This window comes from Propioniciclava sp. LT432 (assembly GCF_059515965.1).
Genome location: NZ_JCAKNE010000036.1, coordinates 18,376 through 35,959 on the forward strand (window position 1 = coordinate 18,376; position 17,584 = coordinate 35,959).

Below are 17,584 nucleotides of genomic sequence, written 5' to 3' on the forward strand. Positions count from 1 at the left end.
CGGGCGTCAGTGGCCGACGGTGAAGCGCCGGTTCACGTGGTTGCGCTGCTCGATCTCGTCGACGTAGGCGCGCGCGAGGTCGACTCCGGAGATCTCGCTGGAGCCGTCCTCCTTCGTGACGAGGACATCGCCGCCGGTGCGGTAGGCGCCGGTGTCCTCGCCCGGGGCGAACGAGCCGTAGAGGCCCGCGGGGGAGACGTAGAACCAGTCCAGACCCTCGCTGGCGCGCAGGGCGTCCAGGACGTCGGCGTGGGCGATGGCCTCCGGCTTCCAGTCGGGGAGGAACGCAGGCGTGTCGAGCAGGCGCGGGCCGCCCTCGGCCACCAGCGACGACCCGGCCCCACCGACGAAGGAGAGGCGCGCGCGGTGGGTCTTGGCGGCCTGCACCAGCGCGGGCACGAACTGCAGCAGCGGCTCGCGCTCCGGGTCGACCGCGTGGACCGCCACGACCAGGTCGTCGGCGTCCTTCGCGGCCTCCTCGACGACCGTGGGGTCGGTCAGCGACCCCGTGCGGTACTGGACGCCGGCGTCCGGCTCGGTCGGGATGTTGCGCGAGTACGAGATGACCTCGTGGCCACGGCTGACCGCCTCGCGGGCGATGTTGCCGCCCGAGTAGCCGGTGCCGCCAAAGATGACGATGCGGGACATGGAACCTCCGGAGAGTGATTGAACTGTCAATCTCCCAACGCCGGTGGGCCGGGCTGCATTCCCGCCCTACTGCATGCCCTGGGCAACCGCCGCGTCCAGGGCGTCCAGTTCGGCAGCCGGGCCGGACGCCGTGGGCCGCGGCCCGCGCCCCCACAGCCAGCGCATCAGCTGCTCGGCCGTGCCCTCGACGGCTGCGGACGCCTCGCCTTCGGTCAGGCGCGCGCCGGGCACGTCGTACGACTTGCCCGACTGGCCCACGCCCTGCCAGCGCCCGGGCTGGACGACCCAGCGGTCGCCGGTGTCGGACGCCCGCAGGTCGACCGGCCCGCTCGACGCCACGAACTCGAAGCCCGGCAGGGTGCCCCACCAGGCCCACATCACCTCGAAGGCGTGCCGGACCCCGTCGGCAGCCAACTCGGGGTCGATCACGGCCGAGGGCAAGCCGGCGGCCAGCTCGGCGTCCACCCGGTGCATGGTCGCCTCGTGGGCCTGCATGCGCCGGATGGAGCCGACCGTCTTCGCGGTGTCGAGCCAGAACCAGGCCGGCTCGTCGTCGTCGCGGCCGAGGAACTCAGTCAGCAGGTCACCGGTGGTCTCGTCGAAGAGCTCGAGGGTGGCCTCCAGGGTCTCGGGTCGGGCGGGCTTGCCCGCCTCGACGGCCTCCGCCTCCTCATCGGTCTGCGCCTCGCACTCCAGGATGCCCGCCCAGTGCGCGTGCACCTCCGTGAGGTGCCAGGCGAGGTCGGCGACCGTCCAGTCGGGGCAGGTGGGGACGGGGGCGTCCGGCGCCGCAGCGCGGATCGCCTCGACGAAGCGGTCGGACTCGGCGGTGATGGTGGCCTCGTGATCGATCATGGATCCTTCCTATCAGGGGCCTCCGACACTCGGAAGAGCGCCCCGAGGGCAAGGTTTGGCAACTCTTCGAGTTCCACCGCGTCCGCCGGGCGGCCCACCTAGTCTGAAGCCACCACCACCTGTTCGAACGATGCGAAGGAGCGATCAATGGCGGAGGACAAGGTCCGGCTGGGCATCATCGGCCTCGGCGCCGAGGGCGGCATGTACGCCAAGTTCATCGACGGGGGCATGGTTCCCAACATGACCATCGGTGCCATCTGCGACATCCTGCCCGAGAAGAAGGAGCAGGCCGACGAGTACGGCGTCCCCTTCTACACCGACTACAAGGAGATGATCGCCTCCGGCAACGTGGACTCCGTCGTCACCACGGTTCCCCACTACCTGCACCCCGAGATGGGCATCTACGCCCTCGACCACGGCATGCACACCCTGCTGGAGAAGCCGGTCGGCGTGTACACCAAGCAGGCGCGCGAGGTCATCGAGTTCGCCGAGACCAAGCCCGAACTCAAGTTCGGCGTGTTCTTCAACCAGCGCACCAACCCGCTGTACAAGGACCTCAAGGCCATCATGGATTCGGGCGAGCTGGGCAAGCTCCGCCACACCTCGTGGATCATCACCACGTGGTGGCGTCCGCAGCCCTACTACGCCCAGTCCGAGTGGCGCGCCACGTGGGGCGGCGAGGGCGGCGGCGTCCTGGTCAACCAGGCCCCCCACCAGCTCGACCTGTGGCAGTGGATCTGCGGCGTGCCGAAGAGCGTGTTCGCCAAGTGCCAGTACGGCTTCCGCCGTGACATCGCGGTCGAGGACGAGGTGAACGCGCTCGTCGAGTTCGCCGACGGCGCCACCGGCGCCTTCATCACCTGCACGCACGACCTCCCGGGCACCGACCGCCTCGAGATCCTGTGCGACAAGGGCAAGATCGTGGTGGACAACTCCAACAAGGTGACGATCACGCGCCTCAAGGACGACGAGCAGGTCATGAGCCGGAACATGGACATGAACGCCGTCGCCGCGCTGTTCACCGGCAAGCTCGACCGCGCCGAGCTGATGACCGAGGAGACCAAGGAGTACGGCTCGGTCTGGGGCCAGCAGCACTCCGACGTCATGAAGAACTTCGCCGCCCAGATCCTCGAGGGCGCCGAGCCGCTCGCCCCCGGTGCCGACGGCATCCACGGCGTCCGGCTGGCCAACGCGATCCACCTGTCCAGCTGGACCGGCAAGGAGGTCTCGATCGAGGACTTCGACGAGGAGACCTACATGGCGGAGCTGAACAAGCGCATCGAGGCCGAGGGCAAGTTCCCGACCCGCAGCTGACACTCGCGAGGGGCCGGCGGCCGGAACCGGTCGCCGGCCCTCCGTACATCACCACGCAAACCAAGCGAACCCACGAAGGAAGTTGGAACCATGGCCGTTCTCGGCGTTCAAATGATGATGCTCAAGGACCAGGTGGCCGAGCAGGGCATGTACCCCGTGCTCGAGCGCGTGGCCTCGATGGACCTCCACGCGGTCGAGACCTCGCAGATCCCGATGACCGAGGAGAACACCGCCGCCCTCGAGCGCGGCACCAAGGAACTCGGGATCGAGGTGGGCGCGCTGTCCGTCGCGCTCAAGCCGGGTCCGACCTCCACGGGTGACAACCTCGAGGAGCACTTCGACAAGATCGTCGCCGACTGCAAGCGCCTCGGCACCCGCTTCGTCCGCATCGGCATGATGCCGTTCACCGCCATGGTCTCCAAGGAGGCCTGTGAGGCCTGGGCGGCCGAGTGTGAGCCGTGGGCCCAGAAGCTGGCCGCCGAGGGCATCACGCTGTGCTACCACAACCACCACGTCGACCTCGCCCAGTTCGACGGCGAGCGGATCTTCGACATCGTGCGCCGCGTGGCGCCATCGATGAACTTCGAGGTCGACCTGCACTGGGTGCAGCGCGGCGGCATGGCCCCGCTCGACATGCTGGAGGCGTATGCCGGCGTGTGCAAGCTGATCCACGTGAAGGACTTCCGCGTGGTTCCGGTCGCCCAGGAGGCCGTGGACAAGATGATGAGCGGCGACTTCGCCGGTGGGTTCCAGGGCTTCCTGAACATCGCGCAGTTCGCCGAGGTGGGCCAGGGCAACATGAACTGGCCCAAACTCCTGCCCGCCGCCGAGGCCGCCGGTGCCGAGTACTTCTTCATCGAGCAGGACGACACCTACGGTCGTGACCCGTTCGACTGCATCGCTGACTCCCGCGAGTACCTGAAGTCGATCGGCTACTGACCCCCTCCTCGCCGAGGGCTCGGGTTCCGACTGCCGAGGGCTCCGGTTCCGGCCGCCGAGGGCCCGCCTCCCCATCGGAGGCGGGCCCTCGGCGCACCCAACCCGAGCCCTCGGCGCACCCAACCCGAGCCCTCGGCGCACCCAACCCGAGCCCTCGGCGCACCCAACCCGAGCCCTCGGCGCACCCAACCCGAGCCCTCGGCGCACCCAACCCGAGCCCTCGGCGCACGGGGCTTGTGATTAGTAGTCGCTTCAACTACATTCGGTGCATGTCCAAGCGTCGCGTCGTCATCATCGGATCGGGCTTCGGCGGATTGTTCGCCGCGAAGGCGCTGCGCGGCGCGGACGTGGAGGTGACCGTCGTCTCCAAGACGAGCCACCACCTGTTCCAGCCGCTGCTGTACCAGGTGGCCACCGGCATCCTGTCGGAGGGGTCCATCGCGCCGTCGACGCGCGAGATCCTGCGGCACCAGCGCCACACCAAGGTCGTCACCGGGTTGGTGACGAGCATCGATGCCCAGGCGAGGACGGTCACCCACCGTTTCCACGACGCCGAGACCGTGACACCCTACGACGACCTCATTGTCGCCGCGGGCGCCGGCCAGAGCTACTTCGGCAACGACCACTTCGCGACCTTCGCGCCCGGCATGAAGTCCATCGACGACGCGCTCGAACTGCGCGCGCGCATCTTCTGGGCCTTCGAGGCGGCCGAGACCGAGCGTGACCCGGCCGTCCGCGAGAAGCTCCTCACCTTCGTCGTTGTCGGCGCCGGCCCCACCGGCGTCGAAATGGCCGGACAGATCGCCGAGTTGGCCCAAGCCACCCTGCGCGGCCAGTTCCGCACCTACGACCCGAGCCGGGCGCGCGTGATCCTGGTCGACGGCGCCGACCAGGTGCTCCCTCCCTTCGGGCCGCGCCTGGGTCGCAAGACGAAGCGCTCACTCGAGCGGTCGGGTGTCGAGGTCGTCCTCGACAGCATCGTCACCGCGGTGGACGCCGACGCCGTCACCTGGCGCGACAAGGCCGGGAACAGCACGACGGTGGCGTCCGCAGCCAAGGTGTGGGCCGCGGGCGTCCGGGGGAGTGAGTTGGGCCAGGTCTTGGCCGACCAGACCGGCGTGGGGCTCGACCGTGCCGGACGTGTCCTCGTCGACGAGCACCTCGCGATCCCGGGCCATCCCGAGATCACCGTCATCGGTGACCTCGCTTTCGTCTCGGGCGTGCCGGGTGTGGCGCAGGGGGCGATCCAGGGGGCGAAGTACGTCGCCCGACGCATCGCGGACGCCGCAGCCGGCCGTCCGGTCGACCCGAAGCCCTTCAGCTACTTCGACAAGGGCTCCATGGCGACGATCTCCAAGTACTCCGCAGTCGTGAAGGTGGGGCGCATCGAGCTGACGGGTTTCATCGCGTGGGTGGCGTGGCTCTTCCTGCACCTGCTCTACATCGCGGGATTCAAGTCCCGCGTGACCACGTTGCTCCACTGGGCGATCAGCTTCCTCGGCACGGGCCGCACCGAGCGCGTCACCACGAACCAGCAGCTGGTCGGACGCCTCGCGCTCGAGTCGCTGGGCCAGCGCGTGACCGGACGGCTGCTGCGGGGTGAGCGCACCGTTCGCGGCGAGGGACCCCGGCGGGTCGCATGACCCGACTGCGAGTGGCGTACGTGCCCGGCGTCACGCTCACCAAATGGCGCCGGACGTGGGCCGAGCGGTTTCCGGACACCCCCCTCGACGTCCACGAGGTCAGCGAGGCCGACCAGCGGCGCGTGCTGGACCAGGGGCTCGCCGACTTCTGCTTCGTGCGCCTCCCGGTGGACACCGACGGGCTGCACCTGATCCGCCTCTACGAGGAGCAGCCGGTGGCGTGGGTGTCGAAGGACCACCCGATCTCGCTCTACGACGAGGTGACGTCGGCCGACCTGGCCGACGAGGACGTGCGCACGGAAGTCACCGAGGAGTCCCTCGACATGGCGGCGGGCGGCGGCATCGTCCTGCGCGTCCCGCTCTCGGTGGCGCGGACGCACAACCGGCGGAACCTCGTCCACCGCCCCGTCACGGACGCCCCGACGACCGCGGTCGGCCTCGCCTGGCTGCGGGATCGCGACGAGCCACTGCTGCAGGAGTTCGTGGGAGTGGTCCGCGGCCGATCCGCGACGAGTTCGCGGACCGCCCGGGAACGCGGAGCGCGGCAGCGCTCCTGACTCAGACCTGCTCGAGCATCGCGGTGACGCGGCTCTCCAGGTTGAGCACCACCTCCGGGAGGAGGGTCGGGTCCCCCACGTACTCGCCACCCTCCTGCGTGAGGACGACGTAGCTGCCCTTGCGGGCGATGTACTCGACCCCGGCGCCGGGGCCCTCGACCCAGGTGTCATCCGCCTTGTACTGCGACCACGTGCTGGTGGAGAGCCCCTGCTCACCGAACCCGGTCAGCGGGCGGGTCGTCTGCACCGTTCGCCAGCCGTCCTCGTCCGGGCCCTCGCTGACGCAGGAGGCCAGCGCCGCGCTCAATTCGGTCATGAACGCCGCGGCCGCGGCGTCGTCGGCGAACACGAACACGCCGTTCGTGACCGAGAACTCGGGGCTGATGGATTCCTTGACCCGGGAGGCCGTGATGCCGGCCGCCGACGCCAGGGTCAGCACCTTGTCGGGGCAGGAGGCGCGCCACACGGTGGTGGTGAAGGCGGTCGTCTCCGGGTCGGCGGGCCGGTCCTCGTCCGGCAGCTGGAAGCCCTCAGGGACGGTCCCGATGTCACCCCGGATGTCCGACGGTGCCGCGGTTTCCTGGGGCGGGGGCGGACTCTTCCGCGGCGGTGCGCTGGGCTTGGTGGTCAAACCCGTCGTGGCCGGCGAGGGCTTGACGCTCGGGGTGACGCTGGCGGTCGGGAGCGGGCTCGCCGTGGGCAGCGGAGTGGCGCTGGGGGTGGCGCTCCCCGCGTCCGCCGAGCAGGCGGACAGGACGAGGACCGCCGCCACGGCGGATGCGAGGGCTGCGTGCTTCATCGAGGGGCCTTTCATCGGGATCGGTCCCCAGTCTGGCACCCTGCGGCGGGTGGACGCGCCCGCAACCAGCAGGTGTCCACCCCGGCCGTCAGGCGCCCCGGCCGGTCGGGGCGTTCTCGCGTGTCAACCCAGGATCCGCCTGCACCACGTCACCCAGCGCCTCGTCGATCGCGGCCAGGACGTGGGCGTCCAGCACCACGCCGGAGGCGGCGACGTTCTCGGCCACCTGCTCCGGGCGGGAGGCCCCGATGATCGCGCCCGCGACGTTCGGGTTCTGCAGGACCCACGCGACCGCGAGCTGCGCCATCGACAACCCGAGGCCGTCCGCGATGGGACGCAGCGCCTGGACCCGCTCCAGGACCCGATCGTCCATGAAGCGCTTGATCGTGCTCGCCCCGCCCTTGGCGTCCGTGGCGCGGGACCCGTCGGGGACCGGCTGCCCGGGGACGTACTTGCCCGTCAGGACGCCCTGCGCCACCGGCGACCACACGATCTGGCTGACGCCGAGCTCGGTGCACGTCGGGACGACCTCGGGCTCGATGACGCGCCACAGCATCGAGTACTGCGGCTGCGACGAGATGAGCTGGACGCCGAGGTCGCGGGCCAGCGCGTGGCCCGCCCGGATCTGGTCGGCGGTCCACTCGCTCACGCCGATGTAGAGAGCCTTGCCCTGGCGGACGACGTCGGCGAACGCCTGCATCGTCTCCTCCAGCGGGGTGTCGTGGTCGTAGCGGTGGGCCTGGTAGAGGTCGACGTAGTCGGTGCCGAGCCGCTTCAGCGATCCGTTGATCGACTCGAGGATGTGCTTGCGGGACAGCCCGGTGTCGTTCGGCCCCTTGGGACCCGTGGGCCAGTAGACCTTCGTGAAGATCTCCAGGCTCTCGCGGCGCTGGCCGGCGAGCGCCTCGCCGAGCACGCTCTCGGCCACGGTGTTGGCGTAGACGTCGGCGGTGTCGAAGCTGGTGATGCCGGCGTCCAGGGCTGCTCGGACGCACGCCTTCGCCGTGTCGTTCTCGACCTGCGAGCCATGGGTCAGCCAGTTGCCGTAGATGATCTCGGAGATCTTCAGGCCCGACCGGCCCAGGTGGCGGAACTTCATGGCGAATCCCTTTCGAAACGGATGGTTGCCACATCCTGTCACGATGCATCGGCCGGAGGCATTGCCTCAGCCGCATCGCGCGAACTATCGTCGTCTGACAAGGGACGCCGCCATCCTGGCTCTTCCGGAAAGGACGACCTCCATGAAGAAGATGCTGGCTGTCGCGCTGGCCACAGGGCTGGCCACCACTGCCATCCTGTACCAGACCGCCGTCGCCGACTCCCACCCTGCCGACAAGGTGTTCGTCTGCAAGTACGTCGGCACCCCCGGCGACGACGAGAGGCTCCAGACGGGGAACAACCCGATCTCGGTGTCCGTCAACGCCATCCCGCTGGATCCGGTGAAGATCGGCAGTCTCTTCGCCGACGCGCAGGGCCGTTCGCTGGTGATCGCCTGGGACTACAGCAACGGCGGTGGACAGGAAGGGGAGCCTGAACCCGTCTGCCCGTTGAGTGTGACGCCGACCCCCACCCCGACGCCGACACCCACCGCGACGCCGACGCCGACGCCCACGCCGTCCATGACGACGTCCCCGACGCCCAAGCCGAGCGAGAAGCCAGGCAAGCCGACGACGACCGCGAAGCCGACTTCCACCGCGACGTCCGCGACGTCCACGACGCCGCGCGGTGTCCCGGCCAAGACCGGCGGTGAGTCCGACTACACCGGCCTCGCCGTGCTGGGTGGCCTCGGTGCGATCGGCGCGCTGGTCTCCGCGGGAGCGCTCGCTGCGTCGCGCCGCCGTCACTGACCGGTGCCCTTTCCGAACCACGGACGGCCGGCGGCGATCGCGGGATTGTTCCTGTCGATCGGCGCCGTCGTCGTGGCCCTGGTTGCCTGGTGGCCGACACCCGCCCCTGACCCGGGACCGTCCGTTCCCGTCGGCCCGGTGACGTCCGCCGGGACGCCGGCGGCACCCGCGGCGTCCGCCCCATCGGACGTGCCCACACCGTCCGCGACGGCGGCACCCGTCGAGCCGGCCCCCCCGGTCGCCACCCGGGTCACAAGGGTGGAACTGCCCGCGGTGGGCTACTCGTCCGACGTCGGCACGATGGCCATCGGCGACTCGGGGGTGATCGACCCGCCCGACTTCGTCCGCACGTGGTGGATCGAGGACCGGGGCGTCGTGCCCGGTTCGCGCGCCACCGACACGTCCTATGTGGCGTGCCACACGGACGCCGCGCGTCCCGTCGCCGCGGTGCCCTGCAACGGGATCAAGCTGGAGGCCGTTCCGCTGGGGAGCAAGATCCTGGTGGAGACGGACGTCGAGAAGCTCAGCTACACGATCACCCAGGCGCGCAAGGTGCCCCGCGACGAGTTCGCGCACGACCCCGAGGTCTGGGACGTCAACCCGGGACGTCTCGTCTGGGTCAGCTGTTACCTCAGCGGGGGCAGGCGCACCGACTTCAACATCGTGTTCATCGCCGAACTCGACTCGAACACCCCTTCCTGACGTCAGGGGCCGTTCCTGACGTCAGGAACGGGGCAGCACCCGCGTGAAGCCGTGCGTGTCGTAGAAGCGGATCGCCGGCGCCCGGTGCTCCTCGACGAAGACCTGCAGTTCGTCCACGGATGCCTCGTCGAACAGCGCCCGGACGGCCGCCGCGAGCAGGGCGCTGCCGTCCCCCACGCCGCGCGCATCCGGTGTGGCCGCCATGTAGTCCAGGTGCGCCGCGCCGTCGATCGTGAGGTGCGCGGACGCATACCCGATCGGGACGCTCTCGCGTTCGACGACGAAGGTGAGCCGGTTCTCGTCCTCGACCAGGTGCCGGGAGGTGGCGTATGTGGCGGGGAAGTCGGCGGAGTGCAGGGCGTCCAACAGGGTCAGGTCAGCGGGGCCGGCGCGGCGGGCCCGCGTGGTGTCCGACGTCTCCAGCCACTGCGCCGCCGTGGAGCGCGTGAGCGAGTAGGTGCGGGGTGGCGGGTGCGTCACACGGGACTCCTTCGTCGTTCGGGCACACGCTAGGGCGCCTCCGCGCCCGCTGACAACAGGTCGACGGGAGTTGGACGGCTCCGGGCATGATGGTGTCGTGCGCTCACACAACCTTCCCGGCCTCGACCTGCCCCGTACCCCGCCGCTCGTGCTGCGGGGGCAGCGCTTCGACGCAGGGCGTCCGGCCATCATGGCGATTGTGAACCGGACGCGGGACTCCTTCTGGGTGACGGCCGGGCCGGACGCCCTGGAGCCGGCCCTGAACGCCCTCGCGGCGGCGGTGGAGGCGGGCGCCGACATCGTGGACGTCGGGGGCGTGCGGGCCGGCCAGGAGGGGGAGTGGGTGGACGCCGCGGCCGAGATCGACCGTGTGCGGCCGTTCCTCGCCGCCGCGCGGGAGCGTTTCCCCGACCTGCCGTTGAGCTTGGACACGTGGCGCTCCGAGGTGCTCCAGGCCTGCGCGGACATCGGGATCGACCTCGTCAACGACACGTGGGCGGGCGCGGACCCGGACCTCGTCCACGGTGCCGCCGAACTCGGCGCCGGGTACGTCGTGTCGCACACCGGCGGGCTGCCGCCGCGCACCGACCCGGTCGACGTGTCCTACGGGGACGACCCCGACGACGTGGTCCGGTCGGTCCTGCGGGGGCTGGGTGAGGGGGCACGGCGGGCCGTGGACGCCGGCGTGCGGCCCGACGGCGTCCTCGTCGATCCGACCCTGGACTTCGGGAAGACCACCCGCAACTCGCTGCGTGTCCTGCGGGCCACGGCGTCCGTGGCGGCGCTCGGGTACCCCGTGCTGCAGGCGATCTCCCGCAAGGACTTCGTGGGGGAGACGCTCGACCTGCCCGCGGACGAGCGGCTCGAGGGGTCGCTGGCGGCGACCGCGGTGGCCGCCTGGCTCGGGGCGACGGTGTTCCGGACCCATGACGTCCGGGCCACGAGGCGGGCGGTCGACATGGTGGCGTCCATCCGCGGCGACCGGCCCCCGGCGAAGGCCGTCCGGGGCGAGCGCCGGGAGCCGTGATGCAGTTCGAGAGCTGGATCGACCGGCAGGTCCGCGAGGCGATGGAGCGGGGCGCCTTCGACAACCTGCCCGGCGCGGGCAAGCCCTTGGAGCTCGACACGTCCGAGGACTGGTGGATCAAGGCCAAGATGAAGGCCGAGAACCTCGAGGCGGTCCTGCCGGGGCCGCTCGCCCTGCGCAAGGAGGTCGCCGGCATCCAGGACGCCGTCGCCGACTGCCGGACCGAGGCCGAGGTGCGGGAACGCTGCGAGGCCCTCAACGAGCGCGTCCGGGACCACTACCGCCGACCCGACACCGGGCCGCGCATCGTCGTCCGCCTGGTCGACACGGACGCCGTGGTCGAGGCCTGGCGGAGGAATTAGTCGGTACGACCACAGTCGTACGCGGCGGCTGGGATCGGGGACCACGGTGCGAGGCAACGGCGCGACAATCCGCTGGGCCCGACCTACCGTGGAAGAAGCATGAGCAACACGACCCTTCCCCCCGCCCGCCCCGACGCCCCCGAAACCAGGTCAGAGACCGAGCCCGAGACCGTCGTCGCCGATCGCCCGTCCCTGTCGCTGTCGATGACGGCGGTCGTCGCGGGGTCGTTGGCGGCCGTGACGTCGGCCCTGGTGGGGTCGCACCTCGGGACGGCCGGCACCCTCACCGGTGCGGCGGTCGGTTCCGCCATCGGCGCGGTGGCGACCGCGCTCTACACGTTCGGCCTCGAGCGGACGAGGCACGCCCTGCAGTTCAGGGCCCCTCGCCCCCGCGTCCTGCCCCCGCGCCGCACCCTGGTGATCGGGGTCGTGGTCGCGGCAGCGCTCGCCTTCGCGGTGGCCCTCGGCGCGATCACGGGGCTGGAGCAGGCGATCGGGACGTCCTTGGCCGGGAAGCCGGGCACCACGGTCAGCCAGGCGGTCCAGGGCCGCAAGGTCCCGGTCGACCCGGTGGCGGTGTCGGCCCCCGAGGCCTCGTCCACCCCGACCGCCGCCGCGCAGCCCAGCGCCACGCCCACCCCGGAGGCCACGCTCGAGCCCACACCCGCGGCGTCCCCCGCTGTTCCGGTGACCGAGCCCACGGCCGCGCCCGAACCCGCTCCCACGCGGACGAGCGCGCCGACTCCCTCGGCTCCCGCCACGGGGAGTTCCGCCGCCCCGGGGGACACCGGCGGGGTCAGTCAGCGTTGATCAGGTAGACGGACGCCCGGTCGACGTAGTCGTGCATGAGGAGGGCGTGCTCCTCCCCGAGGTCGGCCCCCTCGATCGCCCCGTGCATGCAGGCCGCCCACTTGCGCGCGACGTCCTCGGTGATCTTGTACGGCATGTGACGCATCTTGAGCATGGGCGCACCGCGGGTGCGGGAGTACGTCATGGGACCGCCCCAGTACTGCTCGAAGAAGAGCAACAGCCGGGTCTCCGCGCCGTCCCAGTCGTCGGCCGGGTACAGGACGGCCACGTCCGGCTCGTCCCTGACCGCCTCGAAGAACCGGTGAATGAGCGCGCGGAACGTGTCATGCCCTCCGACTCGATCGAAGAGCGTCGCCTCGACCTCGGCGGCGGGATCACTGGCTGACACGTCCCACATTCTGACCCCGCGGCCACGACCGCGAGCCGTTTTCCTCGAAGTGGTGAGAAATCCCCCGCACCCCGGCGGACTACGATCGCGTCCGTGAGCACCGACACCGCACCCGTCCGCACCCCCAGGAGCCGCAGGGTCGTCGACGTCGTCCTGGCCCTGCTCGCGCACGCGGCCGTCGGCGCCAGCTGGGTGTTGGTCGCGGCGTCCGTGATGGGGTCGCTGGACGTGCTGCGCCGCATGCTCATGAACTCCGAGTTCGCCTGGGACACCGGCCGCCTGCCCCAGCCGTGGGCCATCCCCCTCGGGCTCGCTGCCGCGTGGGTCAGCCACCGCTTCTTCGCGTGGTCGATGCGCCGGGCGGGCAACGGACGCGCTGCGTGGGACGCGCGCGTCGTCGCGTGGTGCGGTGCCCTGCTGGGCGTCCTGCTGGGCGCCTACCTCTGGACGCCCGCACTCCAGGTGGGCGCCCAGGTGGGCCCGGCTGCGGGCCAGTCGGAGCCCTGGGGCGTCCTGGGGTGGGCGGCCCACTACTCCCGCCTCGTGGTGCCCGCCCTCGTGGGGGCCTGGACTCTGCTCCTCCTGCTGTTCTCGAAGCATTCACCTGTCGTTGTGATGGTGAAAATCTCGGTGCGCTGGGTCCGTGGACGTCGGCGTCCATCCGTGACAGCCTGACCCGAGGTGTCCCCTTCCGGACGCCGTGCGTTCACCTCGGCCTGCTTTGCTGGCCGGGAGGTCGTCCAGGTTGGGACGACGACAGACCATCGGAGGACATGACCCATGACTGTACGCAAGCGTGCGGGCGCCGCGATCGCCACCCTGGCGCTCGTCGCGACGGCCGGACTCGCCACGGCCGCTGAGGCGGCACCGAAGAAGGACATTCCAAACCCCAGCGCCAACATGTCGCTGCAGATTCTGTCCTTCAACGACTTCCACGGACACTTGGAGGCCACGGATGGGCCCCTGTCCAAGACCCAGGACCCGACCCAGACCCCCGTGGGTGGTGCTGAGTACCTCGCCGCCACCCTGGACGAACTGCGCCAGGGCAAGAAGAACACCCTGACCGTGGCTGCGGGCGACCTGATCGGTGGCTCGACGTTCCTCTCCGGCATGTTCCACGACGAACCGAGCATCGAGTCGCTCAACGCGATGGGGCTCGACGTGTCCGGCGTGGGCAACCACGAGTTCGATGAGGGCACCGAAGAACTCCTTCGCATTCAGAACGGCGGCTGCCATCCGGAGGACGGCTGCTACTTCCCCGAGGCTCCCTACGCAGGCGCCGACTTCCAGTACCTCGCCGCCAACGTGGTGGTGAAGGAGACCGGTGAGACGCTGCTGCCGGGCACCACCATCAAGAAGGTGCAGGGCGTGGACGTCGGCTTCATCGGCATGACCCTGGAGGAGACTGACACCCTCGTCAGCCCCGCTGGCATCTCCACCGTCGACTTCAAGGACGAGGTCGAGACCGCCAACGCCCAGGCCGCGCTGCTCAAGAAGCAGGGCGTCGAGGCCATCGTCGTGCTGCTGCACGAGGGCGGCGTGAACCCTGGCTCCTACAACGGCTGCGAGGGGATCTCCGATCCCATCGTTCAGATCGCCGCCAACATGGACCCGGAGATCGACCTGATCGTGAGCGGGCACACCCACCAGGCGTACACCTGCGAGATCCCGGATCCCGACGGTGTCGACCGGCTCGTGACGTCCGCCGCCGACTACGGCCGCGTCGTCACCGAGACCGACCTGGTGATCAACCGTCGCACCAAGGACGTCGTCCGCGAGCTGAGCACCGCCACGAACCACCTCGTGGATCGTTCCACGGAGACCGGCGTGCAGCCGGACGCCGAGCAGACCGCCATCATCGCGAAGTGGGACGAACTGGCGGGCCCGCAGAAGGCCCAGGTCGTCGGCACCCACACCGAGGACATCATTGGTCACTCCTCACCCGCCAGCAACCGCGGCATCGAGACCCCGATGGCCGACATGATCGCCGACGCGATCCTCTGGGGGACGGACGGACCCGAGGAGGGTGGCGCCCAGATCGCGTTCATGAACGTGGGTGGCGTCCGCGAGAGCCTTCCGCTGGAGCCGAAGTACAACGAGGGCTCCGGCGAGATCACCTTCCAGGAGGCCTACGACATCGCGCCGTTCGGCAACCTGCTGGTGACGATCGATATGACGGGCGCCGAGATCAAGGCGGTACTGGAGCAGCAGTACGTGCCGTCCCGTGGGCGCCAGTACCTGGCCCTGGGAGTCTCGGAGGGCTTCTCCTACACCTGGGACAACAGCCGCAACGAGGGCGACAAGGTCCTCGCCGACACGATGATGCTCAACGGCGAAGAAATCCTGCCGACCGAGACCTACCGCGTCGCGACCCTCAGCTTCCTCGCCGAGGGCGGCGACAAGTTCACGGCCTTCATGGCCGGGAGGAACTTGGTCGGCGGGCCCGAGGACCTCGCCAACCTCGTCGCGTACTTCAAGGCGAACCCGGGCCTGGAAGCCCCGGAGAGCCGCGTCGCGGGTCTCTGACCGCCTCACCCCACCACATTTCCGGGTGGCAGTTCCCCAAGAATCCTTGGGGAACTGCCACCCGGAAACGCATCCCGGCCCGCACAGCCCGGCAGGGCCGGGCAGGGGGCAACCAGCTCAAAACTTCTTCTGCCAGACGCCCTCCAGGCCGACGGGGACGAACCCAAGGGCGTCGTTGATCGCGAGCATCCACCCGTTCTCGGCGGCGTTCCACGTGTGGACGCGCCGGGCGTCCGGGTTCACCTGGACCAGGCGCACCAGGTTGGCGGTCTTGGTCAGCATGCCGAGCCGGCGGCCCCGGTGCTCCCGCAGGACGAGCGTCTCCTCCTGCCAGATCCCGGCCGGGTTGTCCTCCGGCCACTGGAGCCGTGTGATCGCGGCGAGGCGTCCGGTCGGGACGTGGCGTGCGACCGTCACCAACCAGTGCAGGCCGGCCGCCGCGCCGCGCTCCTCGCCAGCACGCACGCGCTCGGCGTCCCACACCTGTTCGTCGAGGCCGAGGTCGCCCATCGGCGTGTCGGTGCTCATGCGTGACGACAGCCAGGCGACCCCGTCGAGGTGCTCGTCGGGCGTCCGGTCGACCCACCACAGCAACTCGAAGTCGGACGCCGTGGGCGCGGCCCGACGGGCCTCCTCGGCCAGCGCCCCCGCACGGGAGACCAGCGCGTCGTCCACCACCAGGGTGGAGGGCCGCTCGCACTGCTCGAGGGTGAACCCCTCGGCCACCAGCCACCGGCTGGCGGGACGCCGTCCGTCGACCGCGCCGGCCCCCGTCCGGGCGACCACGGCGTCCGGGCCGCTCCCCTCAGGGGAGAAGGAGTAGCTCAGCCAGGTCGTCCGGCCCTGCGCCAGCAGGTGGGGTGTGACGACCTCGAGCAGGGCCGTGGCCACCCCTCGGCCACGGTGGTCCGGGTGCGTCGTGATGAACACCTGCGCCTTCTCGGTGTCCTCCACCAGGGGAAGGAAGATGTTGGCCATGCCGAGCCCGTCCTCCGGTCGGCAGGTGTCGGGGTCGACCCCGTCCGCGAGCGCCACCCACAGGTGGGTGATGCCGTGCGCTGAGCCGAACAGCCGGACACTGAGGTGGCGTGCGGTGTCGGCGAAGTCGGTGTGGCCGTAGTCGGCGAAGACGCCGGCCCGGTCCAGAGCGCACGCGGCGTGCGTCAGGGGGTGGGGCTCGGCGTCCCGGCTCGCGGGCCGTGGAACGCGGTGGATCTGCATGGGGTACCTCCGGGTGGGCAGCCGCTCATGATGCACCCGCGCGGTGCGCCGGCACAAGGGGTCGAGTTGACTCACCTAAGACCTCCGCTTCGAGGGGGTCGTTGCCTCAGGTGAGTTTCTCCGGTTCGGGGGTGTCGTTGCCTCGCGTAAGGGTCTCCGCCTGAACGATCCGGGGATGGAGCTGACCTTGAGCGAGCGCAGGGCTGTCACGGTGAAGAAGGCGTTGGCCTACAAGGGGGCGGACCGGGCCGGGAAGTCGCGGATCCTGGACGAGTTGGTCGAGTTGACGGGCTGGCATCGTGACTATGCGCGGGCGGCGTTACGGGAGGTGCTGGTCGTCAAACCGGTCCGGCCTCGCAAGCCGCGGTCGCGGGTCTACGGCGATGACCTGCTGCCCGCCCTGGTGCGCTGTTGGACCCTGTTGCGGGCGCCGGCGGGGAAGATCCTGGCGCCGTTCATGCCCGTGCTGGTGCCCCTGCTGCGGGTGGAGGGGGAGATCGTCTTGGACGACACCCAGGCCGAGTTGTTGGCCGGTATCTCGGCGGCCACGATCGACCGGATGCTCGCCGGGGAGCGGAAGCGGATGACGCTACGCGGCCGGACGCACACCAAGCCGGGGTCGTTGTTGAAACACCAGATCCCGATCCGCACGTTCGCTGACTGGGACGATGCGACGCCGGGGTTCGTCGAGATCGACCTGGTCGCCCACGACGGTGGGGTGGCCTCGGGTGAGTACTGCTACACGTTGACGATGACCGATGTGGCGACGGGGTGGACGGTGAACCGGTCGGTGCCGAACCGGGCCCGTCGGTGGGTGATCGAGGCCATCGACCACGCCGCCGGGATGTTCCCGTTCCCGATCGTGGGGATCGATTCCGACAACGGGTCGGAGTTCATCAACCACCACTTCCTGCACTACTGCGAGACCCGCAAGATCACGTTCACGCGCGGGCGGGCGGGGAAGAAGAACGACGGCTGTTACGTGGAGCAGAAGAACTGGGCCCGGGTGCGGGAGTTGGTCGGCTACTACCGGTACGACACCGACGCCGAGCTCGAGCTGCTGAACCGGATCTGGGCGTTGGATGACGCGTTCGCGAACTACTTCCTGCCCAGCCTGAAGCTGGCCTCCAAGCACCGCGACGGCGCCAAGGTCGTCAAGAAGTACCACCAGGCCGCCACCCCGCACCAGCGTGCCCTCGCCCACCCCGCGACCCGGAAACGGCCCGTGATCACGATGAACGCCCGGTTCAAGAAGCTTCGCCTCGGTGCCCTGCAACGCGAGATCCTCCACCACACCGGACGCCTCGAAGCCCTCGCCCAGGCCAAGGGCCGTACCGCCCGGCAACGCCGTGCCGCGACCGGCTGAACCGGAGGAGACACGTGAGGCAACGACTCCTGCCGAACCGGAGGTCACAGGTGAGGCAACGACCTAATCCATCCGGAGGTATTGACATGAGGCATCACGG

The 17,584-nt window shown here is 70.1% G+C and carries 19 protein-coding genes; 12 read left to right on the top strand and 7 right to left on the bottom strand.

The window, feature by feature from the left end:
* Positions 1-6: 6 nt before the first annotated feature.
* Together AC5YDV_RS17210 and AC5YDV_RS17215 are read right to left on the bottom strand one after the other, a co-directional pair.
* Positions 7-648 (bottom strand): NAD(P)-dependent oxidoreductase, encoded by a 642-nt coding sequence (locus tag AC5YDV_RS17210; protein ID WP_496184784.1) that lies wholly within the window; start codon positions 646-648, stop codon positions 7-9.
* Between the two features lie 66 nt (positions 649-714).
* On the bottom strand, positions 715-1,503 hold the full coding sequence (locus AC5YDV_RS17215) for a maleylpyruvate isomerase family mycothiol-dependent enzyme (RefSeq protein ID WP_496184785.1): 789 nt from the start codon (positions 1,501-1,503) through the stop codon (positions 715-717).
* Positions 1,504-1,650: 147 nt separating this feature from the next.
* Here AC5YDV_RS17215 and AC5YDV_RS17220 point away from each other — a divergent pair, with 147 nt between their 5' ends.
* From AC5YDV_RS17220 to AC5YDV_RS17235, 4 genes are all read left to right on the top strand, one after another.
* Positions 1,651-2,817 (top strand): Gfo/Idh/MocA family protein, encoded by a 1,167-nt coding sequence (locus AC5YDV_RS17220; protein WP_496184786.1) that lies wholly within the window; start codon positions 1,651-1,653, stop codon positions 2,815-2,817.
* Positions 2,818-2,907: 90 nt separating this feature from the next.
* Positions 2,908-3,756 (top strand): sugar phosphate isomerase/epimerase family protein, encoded by an 849-nt coding sequence (locus AC5YDV_RS17225; RefSeq protein ID WP_496184787.1) that lies wholly within the window; start codon positions 2,908-2,910, stop codon positions 3,754-3,756.
* A 269-nt stretch (positions 3,757-4,025) separates the two neighbouring features.
* Positions 4,026-5,399: an NAD(P)/FAD-dependent oxidoreductase gene (locus AC5YDV_RS17230; protein WP_496184788.1), complete on the top strand. Its 1,374-nt coding sequence runs from the start codon at positions 4,026-4,028 to the stop codon at positions 5,397-5,399.
* Positions 5,396-5,956: a LysR substrate-binding domain-containing protein gene (locus AC5YDV_RS17235; RefSeq protein ID WP_496184789.1), complete on the top strand. Its 561-nt coding sequence runs from the start codon at positions 5,396-5,398 to the stop codon at positions 5,954-5,956. Before AC5YDV_RS17230 ends, AC5YDV_RS17235 begins: the two co-directional genes overlap by 4 nt.
* Position 5,957: 1 nt before the next feature.
* Here the strand turns inward: AC5YDV_RS17235 and AC5YDV_RS17240 are convergent, their stop codons facing one another.
* Both AC5YDV_RS17240 and AC5YDV_RS17245 read right to left on the bottom strand, forming a co-directional pair.
* Positions 5,958-6,755, bottom strand: a complete 798-nt coding sequence (locus AC5YDV_RS17240; RefSeq protein ID WP_496184790.1) for a hypothetical protein — start codon at positions 6,753-6,755, stop codon at positions 5,958-5,960.
* An 88-nt stretch (positions 6,756-6,843) separates the two neighbouring features.
* Complete coding sequence (locus AC5YDV_RS17245) at positions 6,844-7,854, bottom strand: aldo/keto reductase family protein (protein WP_496184791.1); 1,011 nt, start codon at positions 7,852-7,854, stop codon at positions 6,844-6,846.
* A 142-nt stretch (positions 7,855-7,996) separates the two neighbouring features.
* Between AC5YDV_RS17245 and AC5YDV_RS17250 the strand changes: the two genes are divergently transcribed.
* Both AC5YDV_RS17250 and AC5YDV_RS17255 read left to right on the top strand, forming a co-directional pair.
* Entirely contained in the window at positions 7,997-8,602 is a 606-nt protein-coding gene (locus AC5YDV_RS17250) for a hypothetical protein (RefSeq protein ID WP_496184792.1), read from the top strand.
* Between the two features lie 3 nt (positions 8,603-8,605).
* On the top strand, positions 8,606-9,304 hold the full coding sequence (locus AC5YDV_RS17255; protein ID WP_496184793.1) for a class F sortase: 699 nt from the start codon (positions 8,606-8,608) through the stop codon (positions 9,302-9,304).
* A gap of 21 nt (positions 9,305-9,325) precedes the next feature.
* Here the strand turns inward: AC5YDV_RS17255 and AC5YDV_RS17260 are convergent, their stop codons facing one another.
* Positions 9,326-9,784, bottom strand: coding sequence for a GNAT family N-acetyltransferase (locus AC5YDV_RS17260; protein WP_496184794.1), 459 nt, complete (start codon positions 9,782-9,784; stop codon positions 9,326-9,328).
* A 97-nt stretch (positions 9,785-9,881) separates the two neighbouring features.
* Here AC5YDV_RS17260 and folP point away from each other — a divergent pair, with 97 nt between their 5' ends.
* From folP to AC5YDV_RS17275, 3 genes are all read left to right on the top strand, one after another.
* On the top strand, positions 9,882-10,811 hold the full coding sequence (folP, locus tag AC5YDV_RS17265) for a dihydropteroate synthase (RefSeq protein WP_496184795.1): 930 nt from the start codon (positions 9,882-9,884) through the stop codon (positions 10,809-10,811).
* Positions 10,811-11,173, top strand: a complete 363-nt coding sequence (locus tag AC5YDV_RS17270) for a DnaJ family domain-containing protein (RefSeq protein WP_496184796.1) — start codon at positions 10,811-10,813, stop codon at positions 11,171-11,173. The genes folP and AC5YDV_RS17270 overlap by 1 nt, the downstream gene beginning before the upstream one ends.
* Before the next feature lie 99 nt (positions 11,174-11,272).
* Positions 11,273-11,983 carry a hypothetical protein gene (locus AC5YDV_RS17275; protein ID WP_496184797.1) on the top strand — a complete coding sequence of 237 codons (711 nt, stop codon included), beginning with the start codon at positions 11,273-11,275 and terminating at the stop codon, positions 11,981-11,983.
* Here AC5YDV_RS17275 and AC5YDV_RS17280 read toward each other — a convergent pair.
* Positions 11,970-12,371 (bottom strand): globin domain-containing protein, encoded by a 402-nt coding sequence (locus tag AC5YDV_RS17280; RefSeq protein ID WP_496184798.1) that lies wholly within the window; start codon positions 12,369-12,371, stop codon positions 11,970-11,972. The two genes, AC5YDV_RS17275 and AC5YDV_RS17280, sit on opposite strands and share 14 nt — an antisense overlap.
* A gap of 93 nt (positions 12,372-12,464) precedes the next feature.
* Here AC5YDV_RS17280 and AC5YDV_RS17285 point away from each other — a divergent pair, with 93 nt between their 5' ends.
* Complete coding sequence (locus tag AC5YDV_RS17285; RefSeq protein WP_496184799.1) at positions 12,465-13,046, top strand: hypothetical protein; 582 nt, start codon at positions 12,465-12,467, stop codon at positions 13,044-13,046.
* 105 nt (positions 13,047-13,151) lie between these two features.
* Positions 13,152-14,897: a bifunctional metallophosphatase/5'-nucleotidase gene (locus AC5YDV_RS17290; protein ID WP_496184800.1), complete on the top strand. Its 1,746-nt coding sequence runs from the start codon at positions 13,152-13,154 to the stop codon at positions 14,895-14,897.
* 117 nt (positions 14,898-15,014) lie between these two features.
* Here AC5YDV_RS17290 and AC5YDV_RS17295 read toward each other — a convergent pair whose 3' ends face one another.
* Positions 15,015-16,118, bottom strand: a complete 1,104-nt coding sequence (locus tag AC5YDV_RS17295; RefSeq protein ID WP_496184801.1) for a hypothetical protein — start codon at positions 16,116-16,118, stop codon at positions 15,015-15,017.
* 175 nt (positions 16,119-16,293) lie between these two features.
* Between AC5YDV_RS17295 and AC5YDV_RS17300 the strand changes: the two genes are divergently transcribed.
* Positions 16,294-17,484 (top strand): integrase catalytic domain-containing protein, encoded by a 1,191-nt coding sequence (locus AC5YDV_RS17300; protein ID WP_496182577.1) that lies wholly within the window; start codon positions 16,294-16,296, stop codon positions 17,482-17,484.
* The last annotated feature ends 100 nt before the right edge of the window (positions 17,485-17,584 follow it).

Bases quoted from the DNA above. Each gene is read 5' to 3' on its own strand.
- AC5YDV_RS17270 (WP_496184796.1), top strand. From the start codon at position 10,811: ATGCAGTTCGAGAGCTGGATCGACCGGCAGGTCCGCGAGGCGATGGAG.
- AC5YDV_RS17240 (WP_496184790.1), bottom strand. From the start codon at position 6,755: ATGAAGCACGCAGCCCTCGCATCCGCCGTGGCGGCGGTCCTCGTCCTG.
- AC5YDV_RS17300 (WP_496182577.1), top strand. From the start codon at position 16,294: ATGGAGCTGACCTTGAGCGAGCGCAGGGCTGTCACGGTGAAGAAGGCG.
- AC5YDV_RS17290 (WP_496184800.1), top strand. From the start codon at position 13,152: ATGACTGTACGCAAGCGTGCGGGCGCCGCGATCGCCACCCTGGCGCTC.
- AC5YDV_RS17230 (WP_496184788.1), top strand. From the start codon at position 4,026: ATGTCCAAGCGTCGCGTCGTCATCATCGGATCGGGCTTCGGCGGATTG.
- AC5YDV_RS17220 (WP_496184786.1), top strand. From the start codon at position 1,651: ATGGCGGAGGACAAGGTCCGGCTGGGCATCATCGGCCTCGGCGCCGAG.
- AC5YDV_RS17245 (WP_496184791.1), bottom strand. From the start codon at position 7,854: ATGAAGTTCCGCCACCTGGGCCGGTCGGGCCTGAAGATCTCCGAGATC.
- AC5YDV_RS17225 (WP_496184787.1), top strand. From the start codon at position 2,908: ATGGCCGTTCTCGGCGTTCAAATGATGATGCTCAAGGACCAGGTGGCC.
- AC5YDV_RS17215 (WP_496184785.1), bottom strand. From the start codon at position 1,503: ATGATCGATCACGAGGCCACCATCACCGCCGAGTCCGACCGCTTCGTC.
- AC5YDV_RS17295 (WP_496184801.1), bottom strand. From the start codon at position 16,118: ATGCAGATCCACCGCGTTCCACGGCCCGCGAGCCGGGACGCCGAGCCC.
- AC5YDV_RS17210 (WP_496184784.1), bottom strand. From the start codon at position 648: ATGTCCCGCATCGTCATCTTTGGCGGCACCGGCTACTCGGGCGGCAAC.
- AC5YDV_RS17250 (WP_496184792.1), top strand. From the start codon at position 7,997: ATGAAGAAGATGCTGGCTGTCGCGCTGGCCACAGGGCTGGCCACCACT.
- AC5YDV_RS17235 (WP_496184789.1), top strand. From the start codon at position 5,396: ATGACCCGACTGCGAGTGGCGTACGTGCCCGGCGTCACGCTCACCAAA.
- AC5YDV_RS17275 (WP_496184797.1), top strand. From the start codon at position 11,273: ATGAGCAACACGACCCTTCCCCCCGCCCGCCCCGACGCCCCCGAAACC.